General features: G+C 64.6%; 9 protein-coding genes and 1 pseudogene. 9 read left to right on the forward strand and 1 reads right to left on the reverse strand.

Features of this window, described 5'->3' with window-relative positions:
* Window positions 1-84 precede the first annotated feature (84 nt).
* The 7 genes and pseudogenes from tnpA to valS all read left to right on the forward strand — a co-directional run bounded on the left by tnpA (window position 85) and on the right by valS (window position 6,548).
* Window positions 85-432: an IS66-like element accessory protein TnpA gene (tnpA, locus tag KAK07_RS24930; RefSeq protein WP_310738727.1), complete on the forward strand. Its 348-nt coding sequence runs from the start codon at window positions 85-87 to the stop codon at window positions 430-432.
* A gap of 5 nt (window positions 433-437) precedes the next feature.
* Entirely contained in the window at window positions 438-761 is a 324-nt protein-coding gene (tnpB, locus tag KAK07_RS24935) for an IS66 family insertion sequence element accessory protein TnpB (protein WP_310738728.1), read from the forward strand.
* Window positions 762-860: 99 nt separating this feature from the next.
* Window positions 861-2,402 carry an IS66 family transposase gene (tnpC, locus tag KAK07_RS24940; RefSeq protein WP_210863672.1) on the forward strand — a complete coding sequence of 514 codons (1,542 nt, stop codon included), beginning with the start codon at window positions 861-863 and terminating at the stop codon, window positions 2,400-2,402.
* Between the two features lie 213 nt (window positions 2,403-2,615).
* On the forward strand, window positions 2,616-3,023 hold the full coding sequence (locus KAK07_RS24945; RefSeq protein ID WP_210857311.1) for an antitoxin PaaA2 family protein: 408 nt from the start codon (window positions 2,616-2,618) through the stop codon (window positions 3,021-3,023).
* A 41-nt stretch (window positions 3,024-3,064) separates the two neighbouring features.
* Window positions 3,065-3,385: a DUF7673 family protein gene (locus KAK07_RS24950; protein WP_210857313.1), complete on the forward strand. Its 321-nt coding sequence runs from the start codon at window positions 3,065-3,067 to the stop codon at window positions 3,383-3,385.
* 96 nt (window positions 3,386-3,481) lie between these two features.
* A pseudogene (locus tag KAK07_RS24955) lies at window positions 3,482-3,742 on the forward strand (transposase); the annotation flags it as partial.
* Window positions 3,743-3,980: 238 nt separating this feature from the next.
* Window positions 3,981-6,548, forward strand: a complete 2,568-nt coding sequence (valS, locus tag KAK07_RS24960; protein ID WP_210857310.1) for a valine--tRNA ligase — start codon at window positions 3,981-3,983, stop codon at window positions 6,546-6,548.
* A 169-nt stretch (window positions 6,549-6,717) separates the two neighbouring features.
* On the opposite strand, the gene KAK07_RS24965 is transcribed toward valS, so the two are convergent.
* Window positions 6,718-7,146: a transposase gene (locus KAK07_RS24965; RefSeq protein WP_310738726.1), complete on the reverse strand. Its 429-nt coding sequence runs from the start codon at window positions 7,144-7,146 to the stop codon at window positions 6,718-6,720.
* A gap of 193 nt (window positions 7,147-7,339) precedes the next feature.
* Between KAK07_RS24965 and KAK07_RS24970 the strand changes: the two genes are divergently transcribed.
* A complete protein-coding gene (locus tag KAK07_RS24970; RefSeq protein WP_247661415.1) occupies window positions 7,340-7,972 on the forward strand; it encodes a tyrosine-type recombinase/integrase in 633 nt (210 codons plus the stop codon).
* 74 nt (window positions 7,973-8,046) lie between these two features.
* Window positions 8,047-8,892 (forward strand): tyrosine-type recombinase/integrase, encoded by an 846-nt coding sequence (locus KAK07_RS24975; protein ID WP_247661414.1) that lies wholly within the window; start codon window positions 8,047-8,049, stop codon window positions 8,890-8,892.
* The last annotated feature ends 61 nt before the right edge of the window (window positions 8,893-8,953 follow it).

The following is an 8,953-nucleotide window of genomic DNA, read 5'->3' on the forward strand; positions in this document are numbered from 1 at the left end:
GCCGAGGAAGACCCTCGGCTTCAGGACGCCGGCTGAGATGTTCAGCCAGACCGTTGCATTGACCAGTTGAATCCGCCAGACCAAGTGGACACCAAGATTGACGCCAAGGGTGTGCGCCGCAGACGGCACGGCGCGGAGTTGAAGCGGCAGGTTCTGGCCGAGTGCGCGTCGCCCGGGGCGTCGGTGGCCAAGGTGTCCATGTCGCACGGCCTGAACGCCAACCTCGTACACAAGTGGAGGCGGCAGGCCCAGTGCGGCGCCGAGCCGGTCAGTGCGTTCGTGCCGATCGCCATGGCTGCGGTGCCAGTGGCGAGCGAGTCGGCGCAGTTCGTGGAACTTGAGTTGCAGCGCGGAGCGATCAGCGTGCGCGTGCGCTGGCCGATGGCAGGCGCCTCCTTCTGCGCGGCCTGGCTGCGCGAGATCCTGCGTTGATCCGCGTGGACAGGGTGTGGCTCGCTGTTGAGCCGCTGGACATGCGTGCCGGGACCGAGTCTGCCCTGGCGCGCGTCGTCAAGGTCTTCGGTGAGGCCCGCCCGCACCACGCTTACCTGTTCGCCAACCGTCGAGCCAACCGCATGAAGGTGCTCGTGAATGATGGTTTCGGCGTGTGGCTTGCGGCTCGGCGTCTGAACAGCGGCAAGTTCGTCTGGCCCAGGGATACGGGCTCGACGCTGACCTTGACCCGCCCCCAGCTCGATGCATTGGTGCTGGGTCTGCCCTGGCAGCGCCTGGGCGAAGCCGGAGTCATCACCGTGCTGTAGGCAATTGCCGGATGTGCCGATGCGGCTGGGCACAGGCTCTGGCACGGATCACCATCCGTGATCGCCGACACGTCCTTCGACACCCTGGATCCGCAGCAGATGCGCCAGGCGCTGCGCGCGCTGCAGGCCGAGGTGGCGCGCCAGGACGAGATCATCCAGCGCCAGGAGCGCGAGGCCGCGTTCAAGCAGGCCACCATCGACAAGCTCACGCACGAGATGGCCGTGCTCAAGCGGCTGAAGTTCGCCGCCAAGAGCGAAGCGTTCTCGGCTGAGCAGAAGAGCCTGATCGAGGAGACCATTGACGCCGACCTGGCGGCGCTGGCCCGGGAGATCGAACAACAGACGCCTGAGACGAAGGCGCCGCAGGACAAGCAAGGCCCCAAGCGCGAGAAGCTGCCGGCGCACCTGCCGCGCCGGGAGATCCGCCACGAGCCCGAGAGCACCACCTGCGGGTGCGGCTGCGCGATGAAGCGCATTGGCGAGGATGTGGCCGAGAAGCTGGACTACCAGCCTGGTGTCTTCACGGTAGAGCGCCACATCCGCGGCAAGTGGGTGTGCGCCCAGTGCGAGACGCTGGTGCTGGCGCCGGTGGCGCCGCACATCATCGACAAGGGCATCCCGACGAGCGGATTGCTGGCCCAGGTGCTGGTGGCCAAGTTCCTGGACCACCTGCCGCTGTACCGCCAGGAGGCGATCTTCGAGCGTGCGGGGCTGGCAATCGCGCGCTCGACGCTGGCGCAGTGGGTTGGCGAGTGCGGCGCGCAACTGCAGCCGCTGGTCGACGCGCTGACAGCTGAACTCCTGAGGCACGAGGTGCTGCACGCCGACGAGACGCCGGTGGCGATGCTCAAGCCGGGCAACGGCAAGACGCACCGGGCGTACCTGTGGAGCTACTGCACGACGAGCTTCAACCCGGTGAAGACCGTCGTCTTCGACTTCGCCGAGAGTCGCGGCGGGCAGCATGTGCGCGAGTTCCTCGGGCTACCGGGCAGTGCGCAAGCGCCTGGCTGGACGGGCCGACTGGTGACGGACGACTTCAGCGGCTACAAGGCCTGCTTCGACATGGGTGTCACCGAGGTGGGCTGCATGGCCCACGCGCGGCGCAAGTTCCACGAACTGTGGGCCAACCACGGCAGCCAGGTCGGCGAGCAGGCGCTGAAGTTCTTCGTGGCCCTCTACGACGTCGAGCGCGACGTGCGGGAGCTGGCGACCGACGAACGCAAGACCATCCGGCAAGAGCGGGCCCGGCCGATTGCCGATGCGCTGCAGCAATGGCTCGTGCAGCAGCGACAGAAGGTGCCCGACGGATCAGCCACCGCCAGGGCGATCGATTACAGCCTGAAGCGATGGATCGCGCTGACGCGCTACATCGACGACGGCGACTTGCCGATCGACAACAACTGGGTCGAGAACCAGATCCGGCCGATCGCCATCGGACGATCGAACTGGTTGTTCGCAGGCTCGCTTCGAGCGGGCAAGCGCGCCGCTGCGGTCATGAGCCTGGTGCACTCGGCGCGCCTCAACGGCGTCGACCCCTACGCCCACCTCAAGGACGTACTGGAGCGCCTGCCGACGCTCCCAGCCAGCCGTATCGCCGGGTTGCTGCCGCATCGCTGGCAGACCTGCCCCGTCGCTGCCTGATCACCACCCTCGTCGTCAAGACGGGTTCGCCGGACGCTTACGAAGTGAGTGGAGAACCCTGCCCCCGCCCGTCGGGCAGCTTGAGCGCGCATTGAAGTTGCATGTCTTCTGTCAAGCGTGCACTATTCTTTTGTCTTCTATGCGACCACTCCTATGCACAGCATGACCCTCTAGCAACTGCGCGCCACCGCGGCGGCCGGTGGTGTTGCCGGCGTGACCCTCAAGGGTCAGGGCGGCGGCTTCATGTTGCGCATCGCCACCTGCAGCGGCCAGGATGCGGTGCTGGCCAAGGCGCGCAGCACCGAGCCGCGTCGTTTCGGCAACCCGGCCTCGGCGATGATCTTGCTGCGCGAAGTCGGTATCGCAGTAGCGCAGCTCGACGCCACCGACTGGGATCCGAGCAAGAAGGACATGAGCCGAAGCCGGTCCAGCCAGGCAGAGGCGATGCGTGTCGCCCACCAGGCGATAGCCCACAACCGGTGGCTGGCTGCCGAGATTCAGGCGTCGCTGGACGATGCGCAGCCGAGCGCGCTGCATGACGAGGTCATGGCAGCCATGGACTCCGAGATCGACGCCATTGAGCGTGGGCGCGCCAAGCCGGTGCGTCGGGCGCGTGCATGAACAGGCGACCACGGCAGCCTGAGGCCGTGATCGCCCAGGCGATGCTGGCCGCGGCGCACGAGGCGCGGCCCAGTCTCATCACCGCCGACGAAGCAGCCGCGTTGGAACGTCTGTTGGCCCACGCACAGCGCGATTCCGGGCAGAGTCGGCGGGTCGCAGACTTCCTTCTGGCCTGGTGGAACAGTCGCAGTTGCGGCGCCTTCGATCTGACCTCGCTGTGGTCGCTGGACACTGCCATCGTCGCCGACATGACCGTGGTCCTTGGCTTGATCGGACGCGTCCATCGCTACCCCGACAGCTTGGGCTATGAGGCTGAGTTCAAACCGCTCGTCAAGGCGTGGCGGCCACAGCTCGGTGACTGATGTCGGTGGGTGAGTACAGCGTCGTGTGGCGCCCCAAGGCATCTTCGGACCTTCTGAGCATCGTTCGCTACATTGCCCAGGACAGCCCCACACGCCTTCTTCGCCTTTTCCCGGGCGGTGCGGCGTGTGGTTTACACCACCAAAGCCATCGAGAGCCTGCACAGCCGGCTGCGCAAGATAATCAAGACGCGGGGCCACTTCCCCAGCAACGACGCGGCCACCAAGCTGCTGTGGCTGGCGCTGCGCAACATCACCGCCGACTGGGGCCGCGCTGCCAAGGAGTGGCGCGAGACGATAAACCAGTCCGCGGTACTCTACGAGGAGCGATTCACCGCGCCGGCGCAGGCCGGGCGGTAAGGGGTTGAGCCATGAGTACATGGCTCAACCGGGGCGCCTCCAGCGGCCTGGCAGGGGCCTGAAGACATCAGAGAGATCAGCCAACAGCCAATTCACCCACCCGCCTCACACACGGAAATCCGGACACCCCCCTCGCAACATGCGCTTCGCTGATAATCCCTAGAAACGGGCCCCAAGCTGCCCAGATTCGCATGGCTATCCCCCGTCGTGCGTCGTCCAACCAGCCGGAAAATCTCTCGTGCAAGACTATACTGAAAGCACTGTTCCCGACAAACCGACCGTCGACGGACTGGAGTCCAAATGGTCAAGGATTTGGGAAGAAGCAGGCACCTACAGGTACATTGACGGCGCGGGCCGTGCCGGCGCCTTCGCCATCGATGCGCCCCCGCCGACCGTGTCAGGTTCTCTGCATGTCGGCCACGTGTTCAGCTACACCCACACCGATATCATCGCGCGCTATCAGCGCATGTGCGGCAAGCGCGTGTTTTACCCGATGGGATGGGACGACAACGGCTTGCCCACCGAGCGCCGCGTGGAAAACTACTTCGGCGTGGTCTGCGATCCGACGAAGCCCTACCAGCAGAACTACGCCCCCCCCGCGCAGCCCGCAGCGAAACGTGGACAGTACGACCGGATCAGCCGGCGCAACTTCGTCGAGCTTTGCCTCAAGCTCACGCATATCGACGAGGCTGCGTTTCACGATCTGCTCGTGAGGCTTGGCCTATCGATTGACTGGAACCTCACGTACAACACGATCGGCCCCCGCGCGCAGCGTATCAGCCAGAAAGCGTTCCTGCGCAACCTTCGACGCGGCGAAGCGTACATGCAAGATGCGCCTTCGCTCTGGGATGCCACATTCCAAACGGCAGTGGCGCAAGCGGAACTTGAGGACCGCGAAACTGCGGGCGCCTTCTACAAGATCACGTTCCACGCGGCAAATGGCGACCTTGTCGCCGTCGATACGACGCGACCGGAATTGCTGCCTAGCTGCGTGGCGTTGGTCGCTCATCCTGACGATGTGCGCTACGCCGGCCTGTTCGGCTGTTCGGTGCACTCGCCGGTGTTTGGCGTCGAAGTTCCGGTGCTTGCGCACAAGCTGGCCGTGCCGGACAAGGGCACTGGCATTGCGATGGTGTGCACGTTTGGCGATGTCACAGACGTTATCTGGTGGCGCGAGTTAGACCTGCCGAGCCGGTCCTTGATGAACAAGGACGGCACCTTCCAGAAAGAAGCGCCGGAGTGGATCCGCGCGGCCGGCAGCGCAGAAGCCTACGCAAAGATGGCGGGCAGATCACCGAACCAGGCGCGTTCGGTGATCGAAGAGTTGCTCAAGACCTCGAGCGAGCTTCTGGGGGAACCGCGGCCGATTACTCACGCAGTCAAGTTCTACGAGAAGGGCGAGCGGCCGCTTGAGATCATCTCCACGCGCCAGTGGTACATCCGCAATGGCGGGCGCGATACCGACCTGAGGGCCGAGTTACTCGAAAGAGGCCGCGAGATCGACTGGAAGCCTACGCACATGCAGTCGCGCTTTGAACACTGGGTGAACGGACTGAACGGCGACTGGCTAATCAGCCGCCAACGAATCTTCGGCGTGCCCATCCCCGTGTGGTACCCGCTCGATGCGGAGGGCCAGCCTGACTTCGAACACCCGCTTGTCCCCGACGAGTCCGAGCTGCCTATCGATCCCTCATCCCACTCGCCGCGCGGATACACGGAGTCCGCGCGCGGGCAGCCGGGCGGCTTCATCGGAGACCCCGACGTGATGGACACGTGGGCCACCAGTTCGCTCACGCCCCAGATTGCGTCGGGCTGGGATGAAGACGGCAGCCGCTTCGATTCGCTCTTCCCGTTCGACATTCGTCCCCAGGGTCACGACATCATCCGCACGTGGCTGTTCGGCACACTGGTGCGAGCCCATCTCGAGGAGGGGAAGCTTCCGTGGCGACACGCGCTGATCTCAGGCTGGATCCTCGATCCGGACCGCAAGAAGATGTCGAAGTCGAAGGGTAATGTGATCACGCCCGCAAAGCTACTGGACGATCACGGGTCCGACGGGGTGCGGTATTGGGCCGCTATGGGTCGCCCCGGCGCCGACACTGCTTTCGAGGAAAGGCAGATGAAGATTGGGCGGCGTCTCGCGACGAAGGTCCTAAACGTCGCGAAGCTCTCCGCGGGACTCGTTCCGACGAGGCCCGCTGCACTCGAAGGCGTCGATTCGCAGATGCTCGCGAAGCAGTCGCGCGTGCTCGCGCAGGCGACGGCCGCGCTGGAAGAGTTCGAATATAGCCGCGCGCTGGAATCGCTTGAATCGTTCTTCTGGTGGTTCTGTGACGACTACGTCGAGCTCGTAAAGACGCGCGCCTATACGGAAGGCGCCGGCTCCGCTTCGGCGCGCCACGCGATCGCTACCGCAATCGACCGCCTTCTGCGCGCGTTCGCGCCGTTTATGCCTTTCGTCACCGAAGAGGCGTGGTCGTGGGCACACTCGGACTCGATCCACCTCAGCGCATGGCCCGCAGGTGACGCGCGGGAGTCTGCCAACGCGACAACGCACTTGGACTTCGCGTGCGACGTCCTGCGCCAAGTGCGCAAGTTCAAGTCAGAGCGGCAAGTTTCGATGAAGACCAAGGTCGGCAACCTCCATATCGAGGATGCACCGTCCCGCTTGGATCTGCTCTCCGTCGTCGAACAGGACTTGCGTGCAGCGGGTGGCGTGGAAGGTCCCATCGCGACTTCTCAGGCCGATTCGCTGAGTGTTACGCTGACGCTAATCGACGAAGACCAAGCGTCCGGCAATCATTGACATCGCATGGCGGTCGCTTCTGCATCAGTCGGACCATCGAGGGCTGAAACCCCTCGCGCGGCCGGCAACGGCCCGCGAGTGCGCGTAAGCTGAGCGGGCATTCGAGGTGCGATGCCCTTCGATGCTCGTTTCCACCCGCCGCAGAGACCTGCGACAGGTATTTCAGCCCTCAAGCGGGCCATGCAGACGGATCTCCGCTCTTGACCAGCCACACCAACCGGCGCGCGTTGTAGGCGGCGCACTGCAGAGTGATGGCCAGTGCGTTGCGCGCCAGGGTCATCGCGCGCACACACTTGCCGCCTTGCTGCGCCAGGCTGGCGAAGACATGCTCGACGCGAGCACGGGTCTTGTTGATGGTGCGGTTGCGCTGGTTCAGCCGCGCCTTGGCGGTCTGGCCCAGTTTGGCTCGGCGCGCGATCCCTTCTTGCAGTCCCCGCGCTTGCAGCACCTGCCGGTTCGTCTGGCTGTCGTAACCCCTGTCCGCCAGCAGTCGATCCCGCGTGTTGGCGGCCTGCAGCACATCGGGAAGTTGTTGTCCGTCGTCCGCGTTGGCCGGCGTGATCTTCAGCTCTCGGTTGAGCTTGTAGCGCCCATCCACGTTGCCGTGCAGCTTGTAGCCGTAGAAGGCCTTGCCGTGCTAAATCGTCCAGGGTGTGGGCCAGGCGCTTGGCGCTCTAGCCTTCCGGCGCATCGCCACGGTTGAGCGCCTCGCGTTCCTTGGCGTTGGCTTGCGCAATCGGGGCCTGCACGATGCTGGCGTCCACGATCTGACCGCCACGCGGAATCAGGCAATGCTGCTGCAGTTGCTGGCTCAGGGTCTCGAAGATCGTAAGCGTCCGGCCATCCCATCCTTGACGACAGTGGCCTACCGCACCTTGTTCGGCCTGATCGCTGCAGCGGGGCTCAGATTGTCGGAAGCGTTGAAGCTCACGCTGGGTGATGTCGATCTCCAGGGTGGCATGCTCACCGTGCGGCAGACCAAGTTCCACAAGTCCCGCTGCCTGCCGCTTCATGCGAGCACGGTGCTGGAACTTGGTTTGTACCGGCAGGCCCGGAACCGACGTCATGACGTCGAGGAGCGCGCCCCGTTCTTCGTCTCGTACGACGGCGGGCACTTGGCGAGGCGCACGGTGGATAACGTCTTTCTGCGCCTGCAGTTGCGACTCGGTTGGCGCTCCCGAGGCGACCATCCCCATCCTCGTATCCACGATCTGCGTCACACCTTCGCCGTGCGTCGCGTACAACTCTGGCGCGAGACGGGTCAGTCCATCGACCACGCGATGTTCTGGCTATGCACGTACCTGGGCCATGCCAAGATCTCCGACACCTATTGGTACCTGTCCGGCATTCCAGAGCTAATGGACACCATCGGTGCGCGGTTCGAGCGCTTCGCCGGCATCGACGGGCAAGGGGCTGCGCGATGAGCCGCCAGACCACCCCGACGTTCGCTGGCCTCGTGCGAGAGATCTTCACCGACTAAATGGTGCAGCAGCGAGCCTTGAGCCCGCGCACTGTGGCCTCGTACCGTGACACCTTCGTGCTGCTGCTGCGCTTTGCCGAAGAGACGCGGCGCCTGCCGGACCACGGGATGAGGATTGCCGATCTGAACGCCCGGTTCCTGGCCGACTTCCTTGATCATCTGGAGGTGCGGCGACACAACTCTGTTCGAAGTCGCAACGTCCGACTGGCAGCGGTGCGGGCGTTCTTGAAGTTCGCAGCCAGGCGGGATCCGGACAACCTGGGCGTGATCGAGAACGCCTTGGCTGTGCCCATGAAGCGCTTCGAACGCAAGATGGTCGGTTACCTGCAGCGCGAGCAGATGCTGGCGGTGATCGAGGTGGCGACCGACACCTGGATCGGGCAGCGCGACCGGCTCTTGCTCACGCTCATGTTCAACACGGGCGCGCGCGTCTCCGAGATCATCGACGTGCGCGTTGCTGACATCGTGCTCGGCCCGACCAACAGCGTCCGGCTGCACGGTAAGGGAGGCAAGCAGCGCTCACTGCCACTGTGCAAGAGTTCGGCCCAAGCCGTGCGCGACTGGTTGCACTTGAACCCTCAGTTGCGCGACAAGTCCCCACTGCTACCTGGGCGCGACGGGCATCCGATGACTAGGGCCAACGTCGCCCAGCGGCTGCAGTTGGCCGTGGAGGCGGCGTCGGCCCGATATCCACAGCTCGAGCGAATGTCGGTATCGCCGCACGTCGTGAGGCACTCCACGGCGATGAGCCTGCTGCAGTCGGGTGCCGATCCCTGTGAGATCGCGCTGTGGCTGGGTCACAAGCGAGCCCAACCCGGCGCGGTGGTCACGCGACACTCGCGACTGGATGTATCGACCCAGTGAGAACCTGCTCAGGTGTTAATGTCGAAAGGACGACATCATGAGTACGTTGATGGACGAAGAG

The organism is Ideonella alba (assembly GCF_018069875.1).
GTDB classification, from domain to species: domain Bacteria; phylum Pseudomonadota; class Gammaproteobacteria; order Burkholderiales; family Burkholderiaceae_C; genus Ideonella; species Ideonella alba.